Origin of the sequence: Aeromicrobium panaciterrae (genome assembly GCF_039537165.1) — a bacterium.
GTDB classification, from domain to species: domain Bacteria; phylum Actinomycetota; class Actinomycetes; order Propionibacteriales; family Nocardioidaceae; genus Aeromicrobium; species Aeromicrobium panaciterrae.
Genome location: NZ_BAAAZZ010000002.1, coordinates 2,423,425 through 2,446,283, shown reverse-complemented (window position 1 = coordinate 2,446,283; position 22,859 = coordinate 2,423,425). Strand labels below are relative to the sequence as shown.

Annotated in this window: 21 protein-coding genes; 11 read left to right on the top strand and 10 right to left on the bottom strand. The window is 67.5% G+C overall.

The features are described 5' to 3' along the window. Window positions 1–66: 66 nt before the first annotated feature. Window positions 67–1,143 (bottom strand): BMP family lipoprotein, encoded by a 1,077-nt coding sequence (locus ABD683_RS12870; RefSeq protein WP_344770354.1) that lies wholly within the window; start codon window positions 1,141–1,143, stop codon window positions 67–69. Window positions 1,144–1,365: 222 nt separating this feature from the next. Then, complete coding sequence (locus ABD683_RS12865) at window positions 1,366–2,532, bottom strand: amidohydrolase (protein WP_344770353.1); 1,167 nt, start codon at window positions 2,530–2,532, stop codon at window positions 1,366–1,368. A 71-nt stretch (window positions 2,533–2,603) separates the two neighbouring features. Between ABD683_RS12865 and ABD683_RS12860 the strand changes: the two genes are divergently transcribed. Beyond that, window positions 2,604–2,912 (top strand): hypothetical protein, encoded by a 309-nt coding sequence (locus tag ABD683_RS12860; protein WP_344770352.1) that lies wholly within the window; start codon window positions 2,604–2,606, stop codon window positions 2,910–2,912. Between the two features lie 5 nt (window positions 2,913–2,917). Here the strand turns inward: ABD683_RS12860 and ABD683_RS12855 are convergent, their stop codons facing one another. The 5 genes from ABD683_RS12855 to ABD683_RS12835 all read right to left on the bottom strand — a co-directional run bounded on the left by ABD683_RS12855 (window position 2,918) and on the right by ABD683_RS12835 (window position 8,291). Further along, window positions 2,918–4,204: an MFS transporter gene (locus ABD683_RS12855; RefSeq protein ID WP_344770351.1), complete on the bottom strand. Its 1,287-nt coding sequence runs from the start codon at window positions 4,202–4,204 to the stop codon at window positions 2,918–2,920. Continuing rightward, window positions 4,201–4,611 (bottom strand): MarR family winged helix-turn-helix transcriptional regulator, encoded by a 411-nt coding sequence (locus tag ABD683_RS12850; RefSeq protein ID WP_344770350.1) that lies wholly within the window; start codon window positions 4,609–4,611, stop codon window positions 4,201–4,203. The genes ABD683_RS12855 and ABD683_RS12850 overlap by 4 nt, the downstream gene beginning before the upstream one ends. Window positions 4,612–4,773: 162 nt before the next feature. Continuing rightward, entirely contained in the window at window positions 4,774–5,532 is a 759-nt protein-coding gene (locus ABD683_RS12845) for a succinate dehydrogenase/fumarate reductase iron-sulfur subunit (RefSeq protein ID WP_344770349.1), read from the bottom strand. After that, on the bottom strand, window positions 5,532–7,430 hold the full coding sequence (locus ABD683_RS12840) for a fumarate reductase/succinate dehydrogenase flavoprotein subunit (RefSeq protein WP_344770348.1): 1,899 nt from the start codon (window positions 7,428–7,430) through the stop codon (window positions 5,532–5,534). The genes ABD683_RS12845 and ABD683_RS12840 overlap by 1 nt, the downstream gene beginning before the upstream one ends. 27 nt (window positions 7,431–7,457) lie before the next feature. Continuing rightward, window positions 7,458–8,291, bottom strand: coding sequence for a hypothetical protein (locus ABD683_RS12835; RefSeq protein WP_344770347.1), 834 nt, complete (start codon window positions 8,289–8,291; stop codon window positions 7,458–7,460). A gap of 87 nt (window positions 8,292–8,378) precedes the next feature. Between ABD683_RS12835 and ABD683_RS12830 the strand changes: the two genes are divergently transcribed. After that, window positions 8,379–9,281 carry a LysR family transcriptional regulator gene (locus ABD683_RS12830; protein WP_344770346.1) on the top strand — a complete coding sequence of 301 codons (903 nt, stop codon included), beginning with the start codon at window positions 8,379–8,381 and terminating at the stop codon, window positions 9,279–9,281. A 12-nt stretch (window positions 9,282–9,293) separates the two neighbouring features. Further along, on the top strand, window positions 9,294–11,594 hold the full coding sequence (locus ABD683_RS12825; protein ID WP_344770345.1) for a hypothetical protein: 2,301 nt from the start codon (window positions 9,294–9,296) through the stop codon (window positions 11,592–11,594). Here the strand turns inward: ABD683_RS12825 and ABD683_RS12820 are convergent. Continuing rightward, window positions 11,576–12,112, bottom strand: a complete 537-nt coding sequence (locus ABD683_RS12820; RefSeq protein WP_344770344.1) for a 2'-5' RNA ligase family protein — start codon at window positions 12,110–12,112, stop codon at window positions 11,576–11,578. The genes ABD683_RS12825 and ABD683_RS12820 overlap by 19 nt on opposite strands. Beyond that, window positions 12,112–13,137 carry a tryptophan--tRNA ligase gene (gene trpS, locus ABD683_RS12815; protein ID WP_425548507.1) on the bottom strand — a complete coding sequence of 342 codons (1,026 nt, stop codon included), beginning with the start codon at window positions 13,135–13,137 and terminating at the stop codon, window positions 12,112–12,114. The genes ABD683_RS12820 and trpS overlap by 1 nt, the downstream gene beginning before the upstream one ends. Before the next feature lie 25 nt (window positions 13,138–13,162). Between trpS and galK the strand changes: the two genes are divergently transcribed. From galK to ABD683_RS12775, 8 genes are all read left to right on the top strand, one after another. Continuing rightward, entirely contained in the window at window positions 13,163–14,257 is a 1,095-nt protein-coding gene (gene galK / locus ABD683_RS12810) for a galactokinase (protein ID WP_344770342.1), read from the top strand. 72 nt (window positions 14,258–14,329) lie between these two features. Next, window positions 14,330–15,166 (top strand): prephenate dehydratase, encoded by an 837-nt coding sequence (locus ABD683_RS12805; protein ID WP_344770341.1) that lies wholly within the window; start codon window positions 14,330–14,332, stop codon window positions 15,164–15,166. Window positions 15,167–15,177: 11 nt separating this feature from the next. After that, entirely contained in the window at window positions 15,178–16,266 is a 1,089-nt protein-coding gene (locus tag ABD683_RS12800; protein ID WP_344770340.1) for a GNAT family N-acetyltransferase, read from the top strand. 21 nt (window positions 16,267–16,287) lie between these two features. Beyond that, a complete protein-coding gene (locus ABD683_RS12795; protein WP_344770339.1) occupies window positions 16,288–17,790 on the top strand; it encodes a DHA2 family efflux MFS transporter permease subunit in 1,503 nt (500 codons plus the stop codon). A gap of 129 nt (window positions 17,791–17,919) precedes the next feature. After that, on the top strand, window positions 17,920–18,978 hold the full coding sequence (locus ABD683_RS12790; RefSeq protein WP_344770338.1) for a sulfate ABC transporter substrate-binding protein: 1,059 nt from the start codon (window positions 17,920–17,922) through the stop codon (window positions 18,976–18,978). Window positions 18,979–18,996: 18 nt separating this feature from the next. Further along, window positions 18,997–19,836, top strand: coding sequence for a sulfate ABC transporter permease subunit CysT (gene cysT, locus ABD683_RS12785; protein WP_344770337.1), 840 nt, complete (start codon window positions 18,997–18,999; stop codon window positions 19,834–19,836). Continuing rightward, window positions 19,829–20,680, top strand: coding sequence for a sulfate ABC transporter permease (locus ABD683_RS12780; RefSeq protein WP_344770336.1), 852 nt, complete (start codon window positions 19,829–19,831; stop codon window positions 20,678–20,680). The genes cysT and ABD683_RS12780 overlap by 8 nt, the downstream gene beginning before the upstream one ends. Next, window positions 20,677–21,642, top strand: coding sequence for a sulfate/molybdate ABC transporter ATP-binding protein (locus tag ABD683_RS12775; RefSeq protein ID WP_344770335.1), 966 nt, complete (start codon window positions 20,677–20,679; stop codon window positions 21,640–21,642). The genes ABD683_RS12780 and ABD683_RS12775 overlap by 4 nt, the downstream gene beginning before the upstream one ends. Here ABD683_RS12775 and ABD683_RS12770 read toward each other — a convergent pair. Then, window positions 21,604–22,824, bottom strand: coding sequence for an MFS transporter (locus tag ABD683_RS12770; RefSeq protein ID WP_344770334.1), 1,221 nt, complete (start codon window positions 22,822–22,824; stop codon window positions 21,604–21,606). The genes ABD683_RS12775 and ABD683_RS12770 overlap by 39 nt on opposite strands. Window positions 22,825–22,859 lie beyond the last annotated feature (35 nt).

Sequence of the window (22,859 nt, the reverse complement as noted above, 5' to 3'; positions counted from 1 at the left end):
AATGGCACGAACCTGGGCCGGACGCAGGTGCGCCCGACCCAGGTTCGGGTCGATCTTTTCGATGCCTTAGGGCTTCGTCGGGACCTTGATCTCGCCGCTGATGATCTTGGCCTTGTAGCCGTCGATGTCAGTGGCGATGTCGTCCACGAATCCACCGGACGTCGAGTAGCCGACACCATCAGCCTTGAGGTCGTAGACCGTGTAGCTGACGAGTGCCTTGCCCGCGTCGACCGACTTCACGAAGTCGTACGTCGCCGTGTCGACGCGCTTGAGCATCGACGTCAGGATGTGCGGCTTCTGGGCGTCCGTCGCGGTGAGGTACTGGTCGGAGTCCACGCCGATCGCGAACTTGCCTTCACCGGCGTCGACGGCTGCGTCGAACACGCCCGATCCCGAGCCGCCGGCTGCGTGGTAGACCACGTCGGCGCCCTTGTCGAACTCACCCGTCGCGGCGGCCTTGCCACCGGCAGGATCGCCGAAGCCCTTGAGGTCGGACTCCTGGATGTAGGCGACCTCGACCTTGATGTCGGGCTTGGCGGCCTTGGCGCCCGCGACGTAGCCCGCTTCGAACTTCTTGATGAGGTCGTTGTGGACACCACCGACGAAGCCGATCGTGCCGGACTTGCTCTTCTCGGCAGCAGCGACGCCGACGAGGAAGGAGCCCTGCTCCTCAGCGAAGCCGAGGTAGGCGACGTTGTCGTTGGGTGTCGTGTCGGGGTCGAATCCGTCGATCACGCCGAAGTGCACCTCGGGGAAGTCGGGAGCAACCTTGTTGACCGACTCGCTGTAGGCGAAACCGACGCCGATGACGGCGGTGGCGCCGTTCTCGGCGAAGTTGCGAAGACGGTCCTCGCGGGCGGACTCGGCTTCACCATCGGTGGCCTCGCCCTCGATGCAGGTGGCGTCGAAGTCGGCGACGGCCTTCTCGAGACCTGCGTAGGCCGAGTCGTTGAACGACTGGTCGCCTCGTCCGCCGACGTCATACGCCAGACCGATCTTGGGTCCGTCACCCTTGGCTGTCTTGCAGACATCCTTGCTGGCTGAGGGCTTGTCAGTGCCACCATCGCTGTCGCTGCCTCCGCAGCCCGCAAGTGCGAGCGCGGCCACGGCGGCGACGGCGGAAAACTTCGTCAGTCGACGCAAAATTCCTCCTCGATACGGAGCCGGGAGCCCGGCACGTGCTCCGACCGTAGTTGACGGGCGGGAGCATTGGGAGTGGCTCACAGAGAATCCCCGGCGCTGTAACCGATTTGTCACCTCACGTGACCGAGTCCGTCCGCGGCCGAGCGGCACGGGAAGCCAGCGCAGCGTGAGCGTGCGCGTGCGAAGCCGCCAGGTTGCGAGGCCTTGGTGCGGCGTCACAACTCAGGCAACGGCAGCGCAGGCCAGCACTTTGGCGCCGATCGCGATCGCCCGTTCGTCGACCCGCAGATTGCCCTGGTGGAGGTCGTACGTGGGCCCGTCGGGAGTGCGGGTGCCGAGACGGCCCATGGCTCCCGGGACGGCCTCGACGTACCACGCGAAGTCCTCTCCGCCGAGGCTCTGCGTCGTCGTGGCGACCGCACTGGGGCCCACGGCCTGGGTCACGGCCTGGCGCAGGACCTCGGTTGCCCGGAAGTCGTTGACGACGGGAGGGACGCCTCGCACGTAGGTGACATCGGCGCTGACGCCGAACGGCGCGATGATGTCGCTGATCAGGCCGCGTACGAGGTGCTCGGCCTGGTGCCAGGCCGCGGCGTCGAGCATGCGCAGCGTGCCGCTGAGCTCACCCGTCGACGGGATCACGTTGGACGCGTTGCCGGAGTGGATGCTGCCCCACACCATGCTGGCGCCCGCGCGCGGATCGAAGCGGCGCGACAGCACGGCGGGCAGCTGCGTGACCAGGCTGCCGAGCGCATAGGTGAGGTCCTCGGTGAGGTGCGGCCGGGACGTGTGGCCGCCGCGACCTCCGAGCACCACGTGGATGCGGTCGGACGCACCCGTGATCGGGCCCTCGCGGAGCCCGACCTGGCCGACGTCGAGCGACGGGTCGCAGTGCAGGGCAAACACCCTGCCGACGCCCTTGAGCGCTCCCGCGGCCAAGAGCTTGAGCGCGCCTCCGGGCATGACCTCCTCGGCGGGCTGGAAGAGCAGCCGGACACGTACGGGCAACGGCTCGCTGACGTGCGCCTCGGTGAGCGCCACCGCTGCGCCGAGCAGGGCTGCCACGTGGACGTCGTGGCCGCAGGAGTGCGAGACACCGGGAACCGTGGACTTCCACGGGTCCTGCGAGGTGTCATCGACCGGCAGCGCGTCCAAGTCGGCGCGTAGCGCGACGATGGGCCCCTCCTCGGGACCGATCTCCGCCATCAGCCCGGTGCCCTCGAACCGTTCGTAGGGGACGCCGAGCTTGTCCATCCAGCTCGCGACGACATCGGTGGTGCGGTCCTCGGCCCAGGAGAGCTCGGGATAGGCGTGCAGGTCACGACGCACCTCGATGAGGTCGGGCGTGACGACCTCGATCGAGCGCGTGAGAGATTCTGCACGGTGCATCCGCTCAGGATATCGCTGTCGTCACCCATCGCCCGACGACGTCCAGCCGCACGATCGCTAGGGTTCTCGGCATGTATGACGACGGGTTCCCCAGCGACTCCACGTTCTCGACGATCTTCACGCTCGCCGCCATCGCGATCGCGCTCGGCTTCGCGTTCACGATCTTCGTCGCGATCCGCAACTTCATGGCCGCCAAGAAGGCTGGCTACGACCCGTTCACGCTGCAGACCGACCTCACGACCACCGCGATGAAGAGCGGGATGATGTCGCCGAGCAAGTCGATGGAGGCACGTCTCGCCGAGGTCGACGGCCTGCACGAGCGCGGTGTCATCAGCGACGCCGAGCACGCTGCGGCGCGCGCGGCAATCCTGAAGGGCTAGGGGTCTCAGTCGGCGAGGATCAGGTCGTCCTGGTCGATCTGCACGGTGCGCGTACGCAGCCGCCGCGGCCGCCACGCGAACTCACCCTGGCGGTGCGCGTACCACGCAGTGCCGGCCACGATGCCGACGAATGACACCGCTCCGCCGCCGATCAGCATCCACCGCGCACCGAACGTCTCGCCGACCCAGCCAATCAGGGGCGAGCCGAACGGCGTGCCGCCCAGGAAGATCATCAGGTAGAGCGCCGAGACCCGCCCGCGCATCATGGGGCTCGAGGTCATCTGGATCATCGCGTTGGCCGAGGTGACCATCGTCAGGGCGCAGAGACCCAGCAGCGGCAGCACGGCGGCGAAGGTGAGATAGGTCGGCATGAGACCTGACGCGATCTCGACCAGGCTGAACGCCGCACCTGCGAGCACCACGAACGACAGTCGCGGCTTGTTCCGCCGCGCGGCCAGCAGCGCACCGGCGAGCGAGCCGACCGCCATGATCGATGCCAGGATGCCGTACTCCCCCGCGCCCTTGTGGAACACCTCGGTCGCCATCAGCGCACTCGTCATCTGGAAGTTCATGCCGAACGTGCCGATGAAGAACACGCAGCACAGGATCAGGATCAGGTCAGGGCGCGAGCGGACGTACGCGACGCCTTCGCGCACCGCCCGCTTGCGGGTGCCCGTGACGGGCGACGGCTTCAGGAGGCGGCCGTCCAGGCGTTGGAGGGAGATGAGCACCGCGACATAGCTCAGGGCGTTGACCAGGATGACCCAGCCGGCCGCCCGGGCTCCCGAGCCGAGCGCGGCGATCAGCACACCCGCAACAGCCGGACCGATCATGCGGGCGACGTTGAACGACGCCGAGTTGAGTCCCACCGCATTGGCCAGGTCGTCCTTGCCCACGATCTCCACGACGAACGACTGCCTGGCCGGTGCGTCGAACGCCGTGCCGATGCCGAAGAGGAAGGCCAGCAGGTAGACCTGCCAGATCTGCACGACTCCCGTGACCGCGAGCACGCCGAGCAGGGCCGCCGGCAACGCCATCGCCACCTGGGTGAACCGCAGGACGGTGCGCTTGGGCACGCGGTCAGCGACCACCCCGGCGATCGGCGAGAACAGCAGTGCCGGGAGCAGCTGCAAGCCGGTCGTGATACCCAGCGCCGTGCCGCTGTGGGTGAGCTGGAGGACGAGCCAGTCCTGGGCCACCCGCTGCATCCAGGTGCCGGTGTTGGAGAAGATCGAGCCGGTGATGTAGATCCGGTAGTTGCGGCTGGAGAGCGCTCTGAACGTGGGGCTCAAGACGCAGCCAACCGCTCCATGAGTGAGGCCGCCTCCCTCAAGGTCTTGCGCTCGGCGGTCGTGAGCGTCGCGAGGCGTTGGGCGAGCCACTCGTCGCGGCGGTCGCGCTCCTCGGCGAGCACGGCGTCACCCTTGTCGGAAACTGAGATCAGCACCTGACGGCCGTCGTCGGGATGCGGAGCGCGGATTGCGAGCCCCTCGTCGACAAGGCAGGTGAGCGTGCGGGTGATCGAGGGCGGCTGGACCCGTTCGTGGGCGGCGATCGCGCTGGGTGTCGATGGGCCGAGCTTGAGGATCGAGCCGAGCACCGAGAGCTGCGTCGGCGTCAGGTCAGTCTGGCGTTCCTGGCGCAGCCGACGGTTGAGCCGAGCCACCGATCGAGCGAGCTGATGGGAGTCGGTTGGCATGTCGTTAGCATACCTCATTACCCACGCTAACTAAAATCGGGGCAGATTCCCAGCAGGTCCCCGAAAGCTGACAACGTGGTCAGAAAGCAGTCACTCCACCCTTGTTGCAACAAGGGTGGAGTGACTGATTCGAGGGACCTCCTGGGAATCTGGATCCCGACGTCAGGCCTTGGCCGTCTTCTTGCGGCGGATCATCGGATCGAACTTGAGGTCGACGACGCGCTCCTTGAGCGGGATCAGCGCGTTGTCGGTGATCTTGATGTGCTCGGGGCAGACCTCGGTGCAGCACTTCGTGATGTTGCAGTAGCCGAGACCGTGGTCGTCCTGCGCCGCGGCCTTACGGTTGACGCCCTGCTCGGCGGCGGCATCCAGCGGGTGCATGTCGAGCTCGGCGACGCGCATCAGGAAGCGCGGGCCGGAGAAGGCCGGCTTGTTCTCCTCGTGGTCACGCAGCACGTGGCAGGTGTCCTGGCACAGGAAGCACTCGATGCACTTGCGGAACTCCTGCGAGCGCTCGACGTCGACCTGCTGCATACGGTATTCGCCCGGCTCGACACCCTCCGGCGGCACGAATGCGCGCACCTCACGGGCCTTCTCGTAGTTGAACGAGACGTCGGTGACCAGGTCGCGGATGACGGGGAACGTACGCATCGGCGTGATCGTGACCGTGCTGTCGGCGGGCAACGTCGACATGCGCGTCATGCAGAGCAGGCGCGGGCGGCCGTTGATCTCGGCGCTGCACGAGCCACACTTGCCGGCCTTGCAGTTCCAACGGACGGCCAGGTCGGGCGTCTGTGTGGCCTGGAGGCGGTGGATCACGTCGAGGACGACCTCGCCCTCGTTGACCTCGACGTCGTAGTTCTCGAAGTCGCCGCCTTCACTGTCGCCGCGCCAGACGCGAAAGTTCTGCTCGTAGCCCATCAGTTCTTCCTTCCGGAAAGCTCGGCTTCGGTGAAGTACTTCTTCAGCTCGTCCATCTCGAACAGGTCGAGGAGATCCTCGCGCAGCGGGATCTGCTCCTTCTCCTGCACGTCGACCGAGCCGTCGTCGGTGATGTTGCAGACCAGCAGCTTGTGTCGCCAGTCGGCGTCCATCACGGGATAGTCGTCACGGGTGTGGCCGCCGCGGCTCTCGGTGCGGATCAGCGCAGCCTTCGCGACGCACTCGCTGACCAGCAGCATGTTGCGCAGGTCGAGTGCGAGGTGCCAGCCCGGGTTGAACTGGCGGTGGCCCTCGACGACCATGTGCTTCGCGCGCTCGCGCAGCTCGTCGATCTTGGCCTGCGCCTGCTCGACCTCTTCGGCCTTGCGGATGATGCCGACCAGGTCGTTCATCGACTGCTGGAGCTCCTGGTGGATCGTGTAGGGGTTCTCGGCACCTTCCTGGCCACCGTCGCCGAACGGCGCCACCGAACGATCGCGGGCTTCCTTGACGGCAGCGTCCGAGACCTTGGGACGGGTCGAGCCGAGGCTCTCGACGTACTCCGCTGCACCGGCACCGGCACGCTTGCCGAAGACCAGGAGGTCGGACAGCGAGTTGCCGCCGAGGCGGTTGGAGCCGTGCATTCCGCCGGAGCACTCACCGGCCGCGAACAGGCCCTGGACCGTGGACGAGCCGGTGTCCGGATCGACCTCGATGCCACCCATGACGTAGTGGCAGGTGGGACCGACCTCCATCGGCTCCTTCGTGATGTCGACGTCTGCCAGCTCCTTGAACTGGTGGTGCATCGACGGGAGGCGTTTGATGATGACCTCGGCCGGCATGCGGCTCGAGACGTCGAGGAATACGCCACCGTGCGGTGATCCGCGTCCGGCCTTGACCTCGGAGTTGATCGCACGCGCGACCTCGTCACGCGGCAGCAGCTCGGGTGGGCGACGGTTGTTGTCGGCGTCGGTGTACCACCGATCGGCTTCCTCCTCCGTCGTCGCGTACTGCGCCTTGAAGACGTCGGGGATGTAGTCGAACATGAAGCGCTTGCCCTCGGAGTTCGTCAGCACTCCGCCGTCACCGCGTACGGACTCGGTGACGAGGATGCCCTTGACCGAGGGCGGCCACACCATTCCCGTGGGGTGGAACTGAAGGAACTCCATGTTGATCAGCGCCGCGCCGGCACGCAGCGCGAGCGCATGGCCGTCACCGGTGTATTCCCAGGAGTTGCTGGTGACCTTGTAGGACTTGCCGATGCCGCCAGTCGCCATGACGATCGCGGGGGCCTCGAACAGCAGGTGGCGGCCGGTCTCGCGCTCGTAGGCGACGGCGCCGGCGATCCTGTCGCCGTCCTTGATGAGGTCGACGATCGTCGTCTCGTCGTAGACCTTGATGTTGGCCTCGTAGTCGCCGTGCTCGCGGAAGTCCTCCTGCTGCAGCGACACGATCTTCTGCTGCAGCGTGCGGATCAGCTCGAGACCCGTGCGGTCACCGACGTGTGCCAGGCGGGGGTAGCTGTGGCCACCGAAGTTGCGCTGGCTGATCTTGCCGTCCTTGGTGCGGTCGAACAGGGCGCCGTACGTCTCGAGCTCCCAGACCCGGTCCGGGGCTTCCTTGGCGTGCAGCTCGGCCATGCGCCAGTTGTTGAGGAACTTGCCGCCTCGCATGGTGTCACCGAAGTGCACCATCCAGTTGTCGTTGGAGTTGGCATTGCCCATCGCGGCGGCGCAGCCACCCTCGGCCATGACCGTGTGGGCCTTGCCGAAGAGCGACTTGGAGATGATCGCGGTCTTCTTGCCCGACACGCGGGCCTCGATTGCGGCGCGCAGACCGGCGCCACCGGCGCCGATGATGACGACGTCGTATGTGTGTGTCTCGATGTCAGCAGTCATGAAGATTCAGTCCGTCAGTTGATTCGGCTAGTTGATGAAGCGCAGGTCGGTGATCCAGCCGGCCGAGACGCCCCAGATGTAGAAATCGGTGAAGGCGAGGGTGCCGAGCGTGAGCCACGCCAGTCCCATGTGACGACCGTTGAGCACCGAGACCCAACCCCAGAGCTTGTAGCGAATCGGGTGCTTCGAGAAGTGGTTGAGGCGGCCACCGATCAGGCTGCGGCAGGAGTGGCACGACGCGGTGTAGGCCCACAGGGCGATCACGTTGACGAGCAGCACGATGTTGCCGAGCCCGAAGCCGAACTCGTGGTCGGCGGTCTGGAAGGCCTTGATCGCGTCCCACGTGTTGATCACCGAGATGATCGCGGCGGCATAGAAGAAGTAGCGGTGGAGGTTCTGGCCCAGCAGCGGGAAGCGCGTCTCACCGGTGTACTTCTGGTGCGGCTCGCCGACGGCGCACGCGGGCGGCGACAGCCAGAACGCACGGTAGTAGGCCTTGCGGTAGTAATAGCACGTCATGCGGAACAGCAGCAGGAACGGCAGCGTCGCGGCGGCGTACGGCAACCACCAGACATCCGGCAGGAACGTGCCGAAGTGCGCAGACTCCGGGACGCAGCCGTTGGAGATGCACGGCGAGTAGAACGGCGTGAGGTACTCGTACTGCGCGACGAAGTAGTCCTTCTGCATGAACACGCGCACCGTGGCGTACGTGATCCAGGCGATGAGGCCGACGGCAGTCGCAAGCGGCGGGATCCACCACCTGTCGTTGCGTAGAGTTCGGGCGGCGATGGCCGCGCGTCCGGCCCCATTGGGCCCCTTCAACGGTGCTCCTGACGACGGAGCTGGTGAGGTGGTGGTCACGGCCCACACCTTAGGACTGTCCGGTCATTCACGCAAAGTCATAGTGAGGCCACGTTTCATAGCCAACGGCTATGGAAGAATGGTGGCATGCAGATCCAGCAGCTCAGCTATTTCGTCGCCGTCGCACGCACCCGCCACTTCACCCGTGCAGCCGAGATGACCGGCGTCTCGCAGCCCAGCCTGTCGAAGCAGATACGGGTTCTCGAGAACTCGCTCGGCACGCCGTTGTTCGTACGCAACCGCGGCGCGATCGAGCTCACCAGCGCCGGCTCGGCCCTGCTGCCGCACGCCCAGCGGATCCTGATCGACGTCGAGAGTGCCGAGCGGACCGTGCGCGAGGTGGCCGACCTGCGTCGTGGCCGCGTACGACTCGGTGCGACGCCGTCCCTGTGCGACGGTCTGCTGCCCGACGCCCTGCAGAGGTTCCACAGCCGCTATCCCGACATCGACCTCGAGGTGCAGGAGGCCGGCTCGCAGGTGCTGACCCGCGAGCTGGTGCAGGGGCGGGTCGACGTGGCGCTGCTGATCGTCCCGCTCATCACCGACGACCCCGACATCGAGACCACACCGGTGCTCCGCGAGCAGCTGGTGCTCGCCAGTCCGTCCGGATCTGACCTGCCGGAACGGATGGACGTCAAGGACCTCAAGGACATGCCGCTGGTGATGTTCCGTGAGGGCTACTACCTCCGCGACGTCACGCTGCGCGCCTGCCGCGCCGCCGGCTTCGAGCCGCGCTTCGCGGTCGAGGGCGGTGAGATGAGTGCCGTGCTGCGGTTCGTCGAGTCCGGCCTCGGCTACGCCGTCGTCCCCAGCATGGTGCTGACCAACCGCCCCCAGCTGCGAGCCACCCAGCTCGACGACCCGCCGCTCGATCGCGTCATCGCACTCGCGCACCGCAGCTCCGAGGCGCTTCCGCTCGCCGCCCGGGCGTTCAAGGCCGAGCTCCTCGAGCACCTGACGACTGTCGGCGACGGCTCCTTCGTCGTCTGATTGGATGTTGCGGTGTCAGACCGCGGCCGGACGATCGCCGACTCCTCCGTCGTACGAGCCCTGCCCGCCGCCGCCGTCGTCGCCGCGATGGTCGTCGTCGCACGTCACGGCGGTGTGTCGTACGGCGACCTCGGTCTCTACGCACTGCGCATCGTCGTCGCCGTGCTCCTGCCGGGCGTCCTGCTGTCCAGGCTGGTCCGCAGCGGCCGTCGCGCGGGGGTCGAGGACCTCGCGGTCGGGTTCGCCGTCGGCACCCTGGTCCAGCTGCCCGTCTGGTGGTTGCTCGTCCGGCTCGACGTCACGTACTGGGTCTTCCCGGCAGTCGTCGTCGCGGTGGTCGGCCTGTGGCCGGCCGCTCGCCGACGCGTGCTGGCCGCCGAGCTCGACGCGACACCGCTCACGTGGTCGGCCTCCGTGGCCGCGATCTGCCTCGTCGCCCTCGCCTGGCTACGCGGCGACTACCTGCGCTGGAGCCCCCCGGAGCCAGGCGCGGTGCACAACTACTACGGCGACCTGATCTTCCACCTGAGCGTCGCGGGCAACGCGAAGTACGAGATGCCGCCGACCCTCCCCCAGGTCTCGGGCGACCCGCTCTACTACCACTGGTTCGCCCACCTCGACATGGGCCTGGCGTCGCGCATGACCGGCATCGAGCTCTCGACCATCCTGTTCCAGCTCTGGGTGCCGGTGATCCTGCTGGCCGGCATCCTGATCGTCGCTGCGTGCGGGTCGCGCATCAGCGGACGGCTCTGGGCCGGTCCGCTCGCCGCGCTGTTGGTCTACGGAACCGGCGAGATCGTGATGAGCTCGTGGACCGCCCGCCCGTTCGCACCCATGACGCAGTTCTTCTCCTGGGCCAGCCCGACGCAGACGTTCGCCGTGATCCTGGCGATCCCGGCGGCAGGTGTCGTGGTCGACTTCGTACGGAGACAGGCTGGTTCCGAGCGCCAGCTGTGGCTGCTCGGCGTACCACTGTTCATCGGTCTCGGACTGGCCAAGTCGGCGGAGCTTCCCGTGTTCATGGGCGGTGCCGGCATCCTGTTCCTCATCGCCCTGCTGCGCCGTGACCGCCCGCTCACGATCCGGTCGCTGGTCGCCGGGGTCGCCCTGACGGCGTCTTTCGCGCTCTCCGTGCTGCTCTTCTACGGACGGCAGGCCGGTGGTCTCTCCCTGGACCCGCTGTTCACGATGCGCCAGTACGCCCGGGTCTACGCCGACACCGGCATGGATCCGAGTGCGTCCACCACGGCGGCTGTCCTGGCGGTCTCCGCGATCACGGTCATCTGGCTCGTGTCGGTGCTGGGTCGCGCCTGGGGCGTCGTGCTGCTCATTCCCCGCTGGCGCACCGTCGACCCGGGGCTCGTCCTGCTCACCGGCATCCTGCTGTCAGGCGCCGGCGCCTACCTGCTGCTGTTCCATCCCGGTGGCAGCCAGACATACTTCATGATCAGCGCGTTCCCGCTGGGCGCGCTCGCGTCGGCCTGGGCGATCTGCGAGGTCGCGCCGCGGCTCGGCGCCCGTACGGCAGCGGTGATCGGCGTCCTCACGACCGGCGCGGGTGTGCTGGCGTACGTCGCCAAGGACGCCGTCGGCAAGGCCCGCCCGACTGAAGGGTTCATCCACCAGGTGGTGTTCCTTGCCAGGCCGTTGATCATCCTCGCGCTGCTCTCGGCAGTGCTCGTGACCGTCGTGGTGATCGCGCACCGGCACGGTCTCCTGCGGGACGTCTCGGCCGTCACCGTGATCACCGCGGTCATCATCGCCGCAGGCCTGACCACGACGATCCAGTACACGCTGTCGAAGCCCGACGGCACGAGTGTCGCCAAGCTCCGCGCCGACGACTCCAAGACCCTCTCGGCCATCACCGGCAAGAGCGTCGAGGCGGAGCGGTGGCTCCGCGACCACTCACCCCACGACGCCGTCATTGCCACCAACCGCCACTGCGGTGTCGAGCAGGTGTTCCCCGGCGACGGACCCCGCACGGACTGCAACACCGTGTCCTTCTCGGTCTCGGCGTGGACCGAGCGGCGGGTGCTCGTCGAGGGCTGGGCATTCAGCACCCGCACCGTCCAGCTCCAGATCGAGAACGGCATCCCCTACCAGCGGCAGCCGTTCTGGGACCAGCAGCTACTGGCCGACAACGACGCGTTCTTCGCCGACCCGACCGCGGCCGGTGCCGCCGAGCTCTGCCGGGCGGGAGCGACGTACGCCGTGCTCGACCGGCGCTACCAGCCCGACCTGCCGAGCCTTGAGCCCGTGGCGAGGCAGCTGTACGCCACGTCCGACGTCGAGGTCTACAAGCTGCCTTGCTGACGCGGCTCGGGCCCGAGGTCGAAGATGCGCTGCGGGACCCACCCGTCGACGTCGTCGTGGTGGTAGAGCGCGAACCCGTCGACCATGAACTGGCACTCGAAGTCCTTGAGCTCGTCATAGGCGCGGTCGAGGCTGGCGTCGTCGAGGTTGTGCGCCACCGTGACGTGCGGATGGAACGGGAACGCCGGATCCTCGGTGCCGAGTGCCGTACGCACCGCCTTCGAGAGCATCTCGGTGTAGGAGATGCCCTGGCTCACCGCGATGAACACCACCGGGGAGACCGGCCTGAACGTCGCCGTGCCGCGCAGCCGCATGGCGAACGGTGGAAGTGAGGCCGAAGCGCGTTCGAGTGCGGCGCACACCCCCTCGAGCTCGGCCTCTGGCACCTCGGTCGGCGCGATCAGCGTGACGTGGCTCGGGACCATCTTGGCCATCGGGTCGCCGAAGTCGGCACGCTTGTTGCGGAGCATCGAGCCCCATGGCTCGGGGACCGGGATCGCAACGCCGATGGTCTGCATCAGTTGAGAGGCCGTACGAAGCCGGAGCGCTCGTAGACGAGCTCGAGGGTCTCTGTGGCCACTGCGCGGGCCTGGTCTGCGCCGGCCTTGAGGATGCGGTCGAGCTCGGCGCGATCGTCGAGCAGCTCACGGGTGCGGTCACCGAACGGCCCGACGAAATCGGCGACCAGCTCAGCCAGCGCGACCTTGAACCCGCCGTACTGCTGGCCGACGTACTCGCGCTCGATGTCGGCGATCGTCCGGCCGGACAGCGCGGAGTAGATCACGAGCAGGTTGGAGACCCCGGGCTTCTCCTTCTCGTCGAAACGCACCTCGTCGCCGGAGTCGGTGACGGCGGAACGGATCTTCTTGGCGGCCTTCTTGGGGGTGTCGAGCAGCTCGAGCACACCGTTGGGCGACGACGCCGACTTGCTCATCTTGGCCGTCGGGTCCTGCAGATCGAAGATCTTGGCGGTCTCCTTGACGATGTAGGCCTCGGGCACGCGGAACGTCTCGCCGAAGCGGTGGTTGAACCGCTGGGCGAGGTTGCGAGCGAGCTCGAGGTGCTGGCGCTGGTCCTCGCCGACCGGCACCTGGTCGGCCTGGTAGACGAGGATGTCGGCGGCCATCAGGATCGGGTAGGTGAACAGCCCGACCGACGAGCTGTCGGCGCCACCACGGGCCGACTTGTCCTTGAACTGCGTCATGCGGCTGGCCTCGCCGAAGCCGGTGATGCCACCCAGGACCCAGGCCAGCTGGGCGTGCTCAGGCACGTGGCTCTGCACGAACAGCGCACTGCGAGCCGGGTCGACACCGGCGGCGAGCAGCTGCGCGGCGGCGACGTACGTGCGCTCGCGAAGATCCGACGGCGAGTACTCGACCGTGATGGCGTGCATGTCGGGGATGAAGTAGAACGCGTCGAACTCGTCCTGCAGTGCGACCCACTGGCGAAACGCACCGAAGTAGTTGCCCAGGTGATAGGAGTCGGCGGTCGGCTGGGCGCCGGACAGCACGCGAGGTCGACGGTCAGCAGGCATGCAGCGCATTCTGCCAGTGGCCTAGGCTCGCCGGGTGACCGACGTGCGCCAGTGGATCGTTCCGGGCCGGGTCAACCTGATCGGCGAGCACCTCGACTACAACGGCGGGCCGGTCCTCCCGATGGCGATCGACCGCACGCTCACGATCAAGGTGCGCCGGCGCGACGACGACACGGTCAACGTGTGGACGGATCGACCCGGATCATCGAAGTCGTCCTTCCCCGTGACGGTGCAGCCGGGCGACGTCGGCGACTGGGCGTCGTACGCCGCCGGCACCGTGTGGAGCCTCGGACAGTCGGGGCACACCTTCGGCGGTGCCGACATCGTCATCGAGTCGGGTCTGCCGTCCAACTCGGGCCTGTCGTCGTCGGCTGCGCTCACGTGCGGGATCGCCGCGGCGATCGACGAGCTGTTCGCGCTCGGCATCGGCCGTACCGACATCGCCCTGATCGCCCAGCGCGCCGAGTCCGGCTACGTCGGCGCACCCGTCGGGATCATGGACCAGCTGGCTGTCCTGTACGGCGAGGCGGACCACGCGATCCTGATCGACACCCAGGCCGCTCCCCCGACGACCACGCCCGTGCCGCTCGGGTGGGAGGACGCCGGCCTGGTGCTGCTCGTCATCGCCACGGGGGCACACCACTCGTTGGCCGACGGTGAGTACGCCGCCCGGCGCGACGAGTGCGAGCGTGCCGCCGCCGAGCTCGGACTGGATCATCTGGCCGATGCGGGCCTCGACGCCACCGTGAACCTGACCGACGAGGTGTTCAAGGCACGCACCCGCCACGTCCTCACCGAGACCGCCCGCGTACGCGGTGCCGTCTCCGCGCTCAACCGCGGCGCATGGCCACAGCTGGGTCAGATCTTCACGGCCTCGCACGAGTCGCTGCGCGACGACTTCGAGGTCAGCTGCCCCGAGCTCGACGTCGCGGTCGAGGCGGCGCTCGAAGCAGGCGCGCTCGGAGCACGGATGACGGGCGGCGGGTTCGGCGGCAGCGTCATCGCCCTCGTACCGCTCGACAAGGTCGCGGCCGTACGAGAGCGGGTCGACGCACGCTACGAAGCGCGCAGCTGGAAGGCGCCCGAGACGTTCGTCGTGCACGCCGCTGGCGGCGCACGCCTCGTCTGATCCGCCCCGCCCGCTGAGCCTGTCGAAACGTCCTTTCGACACGCTCACGAACCGGGATGAAACACTGTGGGCGTGACTGACATTCGGATCGCCTACCAGGGAGAGCCCGGCTCCAACTCCCACATCGTGGCGCGCGAGCACTACCCCGACGCCGAGGCGGTCGCCTGCGCCTCCTTCGAGGATGTGTTCGCGGTCGTCGCCGCGGGCGACGCCGACCTGGCCATGATCCCGATCGACAACTCGATCGCCGGCCGGGTGGCCGACATCCACCATTTCCTGCCGACCTCCGGGCTGCACATCATCGCGGAGCACTTCCTGCGCATCCAGTTCAGCCTGCTGGGCGTCGCCGGCTCCAGCCTCGACACGATCAAGACGGTGCACAGCCACGTCCACGCGCTCGGCCAGTGCCGCAAGATCATCAAGAAGTACGGCCTCACGACCGTCATCTCCGGCGACACCGCCGGGGCAGCCCGCGAGATCGCCGATGCGAACGACCCCACCCAGGCCGCCATCTCCCCACCGTTGGCAGCCGAGATCTACGGCCTCGACGTGCTCGCCACCGAGATCGAGGACGAGGACCACAACACGACCCGGTTCGTCGTGCTGTCCCGCGAGCCCAAGGTGGCGCCCACAGGCAACGGACCAGTCGTCACGAGCTTCATCTTCAACGTCCGCAACCTGCCGGCCTCCCTCTACAAGGCGCTCGGCGGCTTCGCCACCAACGGCGTCAACATGACCAAGCTCGAGAGCTACATGGTCGGCGGCGAGTTCACCGCAACGCAGTTCCTCGCCGAGGTCGACGGTCACCCCGAGGACCTCCCGCTCAAGCGTGCCCTCGAGGAGCTTGAGTTCTTCACCACCGACGTGACGATTTTGGGTGTTTACCCCGCCGATCCCTATCGCGCATGAACCATCCGGCAATGAGGTGGCCGCTCAACGTGCCGGTGCTGTCTGACGGCGTCGTGACGCTGCGCGCCCACACACCCGGTGACATCGACGGGTTGTACGAGATGGCGACCGACCCGGAGATGGTGAGGTGGACGTCGGTCGCGACGCCGCACACCCGCGAGATGAGCGAGGACTTCGCTCTCGGAATCATTCCCGAGGGATGGGACAAGGGCACCCACCGGATCTGGGCGATCGAGGCGGAGGGACGTTTCGCCGGCAACGTCGACATACGTCAGGGGCCGATTGCCGACATCGGCTTTGCGCTGCACCCGTGGGCCCGCGGCAAGGGGCTGATGACGCGCGCCGTACGCCTCGCCAACGACTGGGCGTTCACCGAGGGCGGCATCGAGATCGTGCACTGGCGATCCCACGTCGGCAACGAGGCGTCGCTGCGGATCGCGCACGCCACGGGGTTCACGATGCACGGCACGACGCCGGGCCTGCTCCACGAGCGCGGAAGAGTCCTCGACGCCTGGACCGCGTCGATCCGGTTCGGCGACGCTCCGTTCGCCCGTACGCCGTGGGCCGAGTCGACCGTGCTCGAGTCCGAGCGACTGCGGCTGCGTCCGATGGTCGAGTCCGACCTGTCTCGCATCACCGAGGCGTGCAGCGATGCCGACTCCCAGCACTGGTTGAGCAACCTCCCACGGCCCTACACCGAGGTGACGGCACGCGCGTACGTCGCCGACTGCGTCTGGCAGGCCGCCAAGGGCTCCAAGGCGACCTGGGCGATCGCGGACCGTGCCACTGACCAGCTGCTCGGCAACGTCGCCGTCATGGACATGCTCCGGCCGGGCTCGGGCGAGATCGGCTACTGGATGCACCCCGACGCCCGCGGCAAGGGAGTGATGACCGAGGCGACCCGGCTCGTCGTGGCGCACGCGTGGTCAGGACTCGATCGACGCCGCCTCGTGCTCTACGCCGCCGACGGCAACATCGGCAGCAACAAGGTGGCCGAGGCCGCCGGCTTCACCCGGTACGGCACGCAGACCCTCGCCGAACGACTCGGCGACGGCACGTACGTCGACCTCCACGGGTACGAGCTGCTCCGTCTGTCCTAGGGCAGTTCTAGAGTGGCGTGCATGAGCACACAGACCGACCTGCCCGCCGACTACAAGCCCTGGCCGGCGCTGTGGGCCATGGTCATCGGCTTCTTCATGATCCTCGTCGACAACACGATCGTGTCCGTCGCGACACCGGCCATCGCGCGCGAGCTCCGGGCCGACGTCAGCACCGTCATCTGGGTGACGAGTGCCTACCTCCTCGCCTATGCCGTGCCACTGCTGGTGACGGGACGCCTGGGCGACCGGTTCGGCCCCAAGAACGTCTACCTGATCGGTCTCACCATCTTCACGCTCGCCTCCCTGTGGTGCGGCCTGACCAACGACATCGAGATGCTGATCGTGGCCCGGGTCGTGCAGGGCGTCGGTGCCTCCCTGATGACGCCGCAGACCATGGCGGTCATCACGCGTACGTTCGCACCGGCCAACCGCGGCAGCGCGATGGCGCTGTGGGGTGCCACGGCTGGAGTCGCCACCCTGGTCGGTCCGATCCTCGGCGGCGTGCTGGTCGACACCCTCGGCTGGGAGTGGATCTTCTTCATCAACGTCCCGGTGGGCATCGTCGGCTTCGTGCTCGCCTGGCGCCTGGTCCCCACGCTGGCGACCCACTCGCACAGCTTCGACTGGATCGGCGTCGCCCTGAGCGCGATCGGCATGTTCCTGCTGGTGTTCGGCATCCAGGAGGGAGAGAAGTACGACTGGGGCCAGATCGAGGGCATCATCTCGGTCCCGGCGCTGATCGTCGTCGGCCTGCTCGTGATCGCCGGGTTCCTCTGGTGGCAGAGCCGCATCAAGGCCGAGCCGCTCGTACCCCTCGGCCTGTTCCGCGACCGCAACTTCTCGCTCGGCAACGCCGGCATCGCGATGGTCTCGCTCGCCATCACGTCGATGTCGCTGCCGGTGTTCTTCTACGCCCAGGGCGTACGCGGCTGGAGCCCGACCGAGTCGGCCCTTCTGATGGCACCGATGGCCATCGTCCTCATGGTGCTCTCCCCGTTCGTCGGCAAGCTGGTCGACCGGGTCCATCCCCGCAACATCGTCGTCGTCGGATTCGGCACGGCCGCCATCGCGATGTTCTGGCTCTCCCGCCTGATCACGCCAGACGCGCCGGTGTGGCAGCTCGTCCTGCCGATGGCACTCTTCGGAGTCTCCAACGCCTGCCTCTGGGCCCCGCTGGGTGCCACGGCGACTCGCAATCTCCCGATGAGCTCGGCGGGAGCGGGCGCCGGCGTCTACAACACGACCCGCCAGGTTGGCGCCGTCCTCGGCAGCGCTGCGATCGCCGCGATCATCCAGGCACGCCTCACGGCCAACGGTCTGCCCGGATCGTCGGACACGATCCAGTCCACCGACAAGGCGATGCCCGCTGCCGTGCAGGGTCCGTTCTCGGACGCGATGGCCGAGTCGCTGTGGCTGCCGGTCATCGCATTCGTCATCGGCATCGTGCTGGTGCTGTTCTTCCAGCGTCCGTCGCACGCGGGCCACGGCGGCGCCAAGGCGGTCGAGCCGGCGGTTGCTGCATAGTCGCATAGCGTCGATCTCGTACTTTGGATGCACTGTCCACATTGCGGGCATGTGCAAAACCCGGTGCTTCTGGCCCTAACTTGATGCGCAGAGCACGCGCCGTGGCGTGCCTGATCCAGAGGCAGGAACATGAAGATCTTTACCCGCAAGCGCGTCGCCGCGTCGCTGGCCTTGGCCACGAGTGCAGCCCTGCTTGCCGCGTGCGGCTCCAGCGATTCCGCCGGCGGCTCCGGCTCGAACGAGACGATCAACATCGTCGGCTTCGCCGTGCCCGAGGCAGCCAACAAGGCCATCGCCACCGAGTTCAACAAGACCGATGAGGGCAAGGGCGTCAAGTTCAAGACGTCGTACGGCGCCTCCGGCGACCAGAGCCGCGCCGTCGAGGGCGGCCTCAAGGCCGACTACGTCCACTTCTCGGTGGGCACCGACGTCGATCGTCTGGTCAAGGCCGGTCTCGTCGACGCATCGTGGGACAAGGGCGAGAACAAGGGCATCGTCTCGCGCTCGATCGTCGTTCTCGGCGTGCGCAAGGGCAACCCCAAGAACATCAAGGGCTGGGACGACCTGGTCAAGCCCGGTGTGAAGATCGTGACGGCCAACCCTGCGTCCTCGGGTGCGGCGCGCTGGAACGCCCTCGCCGCCTGGGGCCACATCACCAAGAACGGTGGCAGCGAAGCCGACGCAACCACGTACATCGGCAAGCTGTTCAAGAACGTCGTCTCGCTGACCAACAGCGGCCGCGATGCGACGACCGCGTTCCTCGGTGGCACCGGTGACGTCCTGCTCGCGTACGAGAACGAGGCCATCCTCGCGGCGCAGAACGGTCAGGGATTCGACTACATCATCCCCGACACCACGGTCCTGATCGAGAACCCGGGTGCGCTGACCAAGACCGCGACCCCGGTCGCGAAGGACTGGCTGGACTTCGTCATCAGCGACGCGGGTCAGAAGCAGTTCGCGCTCAAGGGATTCCGTCCGATCCGCGACGACGTCGACTTCGGCGGCAAGGTCAAGGGCGCCAAGGACGAGAGCGACCCCTTCCCGAAGGTGAACCACCTGCTCACCCTCGAGAATGACTTCGGCGGTTGGGCCGGCGTCAAGGACTCGCTGTTCGGCGATGGCAAGGATGGCGCCCCCAAGGGCATCGTTACGATCGCCATTGAGAAGTCCGGCAAGGCATCCTCGTAGCAAGGACGATCGACAACCGTGAGTGAAAACTCGACGCAGAGCCGGCCGGGACGCTCCCGGCCGGCTCTGTCGAGCACCCTGACCACCGGATCCGGCATCGGGCTCGGCATCGCGATGCTGTGGTTCAGCCTGCTCGTGCTCATCCCCCTGACCGCAGTCATCGTCACTGCCTCCGAAGGTGGCTGGGCGAACTTCTGGCGCACCATCACGAACGAGCAGACGGCCCACGCGATCAACCTGACGCTGCTCGCCGCGGCTGTCGTCACCGTGATCAACGTCTTCGCCGGTACGGCCATCGCCTGGGTGCTGGTGCGCGACCGGTTCTTCGGCAAAGCCCTCCTCGAGCTCGTCATCGACATCCCGTTCGCGCTCCCGACGATCGTCGCCGGGCTCGTCCTGCTCTCGCTCTACGGCAACGAGAGCCCACTTGGCATCAACGTGGCCAACACGTCTGCGTCGGTCTACCTGGCGTTCCTGTTCGTCACGCTGCCGTTCGTCGTACGCATGGTGCAGCCCGTACTCGAGGAGCTCGACCTCGAGGTCGAGGAGGCCGCGGCGGCGCTCGGTGCGAGTCGATTCACCACGTTCAGACGCATCATCCTGCCGAGCCTCGCGCCCGCCATTGCCGCCGGTGCCGCCCTGTCATTCGCCCGCGGTGTCGGCGAGTACGGATCGCTCGTGCTGTTGTCGGGCAACCTCCCGTTCAAGTCGGAGGTCGCATCCGTGCGCATCCTCAGCGCGATCGAGAACGACAACCCCGCCGGCGCCGCCTCCGTCGCCACGCTCCTCCTGGTCATCTCCCTGGCCGTCATCGTGGTCCTCGACCTCCTCCAGCGAAGGATCGCCGACCGTGGCTAGCTCCCACGTGACACGTCAGTCGCGCGGGCCCGTGAAGTACGTCGTCCGCATCTTCGTGATCCTCTACCTCGTCCTGCTCGTGGCCTGGCCGGTGTCCCTGGTCGTCACAAACACGTTCGAGCACGGCTTCGACGCGCTCCAGGCGGTGTTCAGCGATCCCGACCTCGTCTCGGCGCTCAAGCTGAGCGCCGTCGCTGCGATCATCGCCACCGCCCTCAACACGCTGTTCGGCGTCGGTGTCTCGTTGCTGCTCGTACGCAACGAGTTCCCCGGCAAGCGGCTGTTCAGCGCCCTGCTCGACCTGCCGCTCTCGGTCTCCCCGATCGTCGTCGGTCTGGCCCTCGTCCTGGTCTACGGCGGCCGCGGCGGCTGGTTCGGCCCGACCCTTGAGAGCTGGGGACTGCGGATCATCTTCTCGACGCCGGGCATCATCCTCGCCACGGCCTTCGTCTCGCTGCCTCTCGTGATCCGCGAGGTGGTTCCCGTGCTCAAGGAGATCGGCACCGAGCAGGACCAGGCGGCCCGCAGCCTCGGCGCCAACTCGTGGCAGACGTTCTGGCGCGTGACGTTGCCCGGGATCAAGTGGGCAGTCGTGTACGGCGTCGTGCTCACGATGGCACGGTCACTCGGCGAGTTCGGCGCGGTCAAGGTCGTCTCCGGCAACGTGCTCGGCGAGACCCGTACGGCCACCCTCGCGGTCGAGGAGAAATACCTGAACTTCGATCAGGAGGGCGCGTACGCCATCGCGTTCCTGCTGGCCAGCGTCTCGGTGATCAGCATCGTCATCGTCTACACATTGCGTGCGCGCGGCAATCGGCGCGGATATCCGAAGGGTTCAGCATGAGCATCGTGGTTTCCGGGGTGACCAAGCGTTTCGGCGACTTCGTCGCGCTCGACGACATCAACCTCACCATCCCCACAGGTGGCCTCACAGCTCTGCTCGGGCCCAGCGGCGGCGGCAAGACGACGCTTCTGCGCATCATCGCGGGACTCGAGGAGGCGGACACCGGAACGATCGAGATCGAGGGCACGAATGCGACAGCCCTGCCGGTGCAAAAGCGGAACGTCGGGTTCGTGTTCCAGCACTACGCAGCCTTCAAGCACATGACGGTCGCCAAGAACGTCGCGTTCGGCCTCGAGATCCGCAAGCGCCCCAAGGACGAGGTGAAGCGCCGCGTACAGGAGCTCCTCGAGCTGGTACACCTCGAGCAGTGGTCCCAGCGCCTGCCGTCGCAGCTGTCGGGTGGCCAGCGTCAGCGCATGGCGCTCGCTCGTGCGCTCGCCATCGAGCCGACCGTCCTGCTGCTCGACGAGCCCTTCGGCGCCCTCGACGCCAAGGTTCGCAAGGAGCTCCGCGACTGGCTGCGTCGTCTGCACGACGAGATGCACGTGACGACGGTGTTCGTGACGCACGACCAGGAGGAAGCCCTCGAGGTTGCCGACAGCCTGGTCATCATCAACGAGGGGCGCATCGAGCAGATCGGCTCGCCGGACGACCTCTACGACCGCCCGGCCAGCGACTTCGTGCTCTCGTTCCTGGGTCCGGTCACGACGCTGGGCGACAAGCTCGTACGTCCGCACGACATCGAGATCTCCCGCTACGAGCAGGCGGCCACCGCGGTCGGCACGATCACTCGCTGGACGCGGGTCGGCTTCGAGATCCGCCTCGAGGTCACCCCCGAGGACGGCGACACGGCTCCCATCCAGGTCGCCGTGACCCGCTCCGAGGCGACAGCGCTCGGGCTCCACGAGGGCGATCGGGTGTGGCTACGTGTGAAGGTCGGCGCCGACAGCGTCGTGCACTGAGCGCGTACGACGACCCGCCCAGACGCCGATCGCGAAGATCAGCAGGCCGCCACCCGCCAGTGCGATTCCGACGAGGCTGGTGGCCCGGTAGCCGTGGCCTGCCGTGATCACGACGCCGCCCAACCACGCTCCGAGGCCGTTGGCGATGTTGAGTGCCGAGTGGTTGAGCGCCGCTCCGAGCATCTGCGCGTCCCCGGCAGCGTCCATCAGCCGCATCTGCAGCGTGATCGCGACGATCGATCCGAGGCTGCCGACGAAGAAGACGAGCACCAGGGCCGGCGCTGTGACGCCGGCCGAGACGTAGAACAGGGCCAGCACCAGCACGGTTGCCGCGAAGCCACCGAGCACGGATCTCTCGACGTCCCAGTCGGCGAGCAGGCCCGCGGCCCAGGAGCCGAACACCGAGCCGATGCCGAACACCAGGAGGAACACGTTGATCCAGCCGCGTGACAGGTCGGTCACGTCGGTGACGATCGGCGCGATGTAGCTGTACATCGCGAACAGCCCGCCGAAGCCGACGAGACCCGCGCCCACCGCGAACAGCACCTGTGGCCGCTTGAGCGCGGCGAGCTCACCGCGCAGCGTCGCGTCGCGGTTGGCCGGTGAATGCGGCACGAACGCGACGATCATCGCCGCGGCGAGCGCCGCGATCCCGAGGACGGCCCAGTAGGCGCTGCGCCAACCGAGCTGCTGGCCCAGCAGGTTGGAGACCGGCACGCCCGCGACGAGCGCGACGGAGAGGCCGAGCATGACGGAGCTGACAGCGCGCCCGCGGTACTCCGGCCGTACGAGCGACGCCGCGAGCAGGGACGCGACCCCGAAGTAGGCGCCGTGCGGGAGCCCCGCGACGAAGCGCGCCGCCATCACCGGCAGGTAGCCGCTCGAGACGGCGGTCAGCGCATTGCCGATGCCGAGCGCCAGGATCAGCCCGATCGCCAGCTCCTTCTTGGGCAGCCGCGCACCGAGCGACACGATGACCGGGGCTCCGATGACGACGCCGAACGCGTACGCCGTGATCAGGTGACCCGTCGTGGGGATCGACTCGTCGATGCCCTCCGCGATGTCGGGAAGCAGTCCCATCGTCACGAACTCGGTCGTGCCGATCGCGAATCCGCCCAGCGCCAGTGCCAGCAGCGCGAGTGACAGGTGCTTGGTGGAGACCGTGATCTCGGGAGTACTCACGTACCCATTCAAGCCGGTGGGCCTGTCGTCTGTTC